1 protein-coding gene is annotated in these 372 nt (G+C 65.9%); it reads right to left on the reverse strand.

Translation table 11 applies throughout. The features are described from left to right. Window positions 1–21: 21 nt before the first annotated feature. Window positions 22–372, reverse strand: a 351-nt coding sequence (locus tag QQ657_RS56550; protein ID WP_284750756.1) for a transposase, incomplete at its 5' end; no start/stop codon positions are given.

The following is a 372-nucleotide window of genomic DNA, read 5'->3' on the forward strand; positions in this document are numbered from 1 at the left end:
TAGGGCCTGTATCGAAGTCGGTTAGAGCCATTCGTTGATCGCGGCGATCTGGACAGTGGCCTCGTACCGAACCGCGAGTTTGTCGTATCGGGTGGCCACCCCACGGTGGCGTTTGAGCCGGTTGATTCCGCACTCCACCGCATGACGCCGCTTGTAGATCTCGGGGTCGAAGGCCGGTGGCCGACCGCCCTTCGACCCCTTGGCCTTGCGGTGCGCGTCCTGATCAGCCTTACTCGGAATGGTCGCCTTGATCCCGCGACTGCGCAGGTGAGCCCGGTTGGCTTTCGACGTGTAAGCCTTGTCCGCCAGCACCCGATCAGGACGCGTCCGCGGCCTCCCACCGCCCGAGCGGGGCACCCGGATGCCGGCCAG

Origin of the sequence: Amycolatopsis ponsaeliensis, assembly GCF_030182635.1 — a bacterium.
Taxonomy (GTDB): Bacteria; Actinomycetota; Actinomycetes; order Mycobacteriales; family Pseudonocardiaceae; genus Amycolatopsis; species Amycolatopsis ponsaeliensis.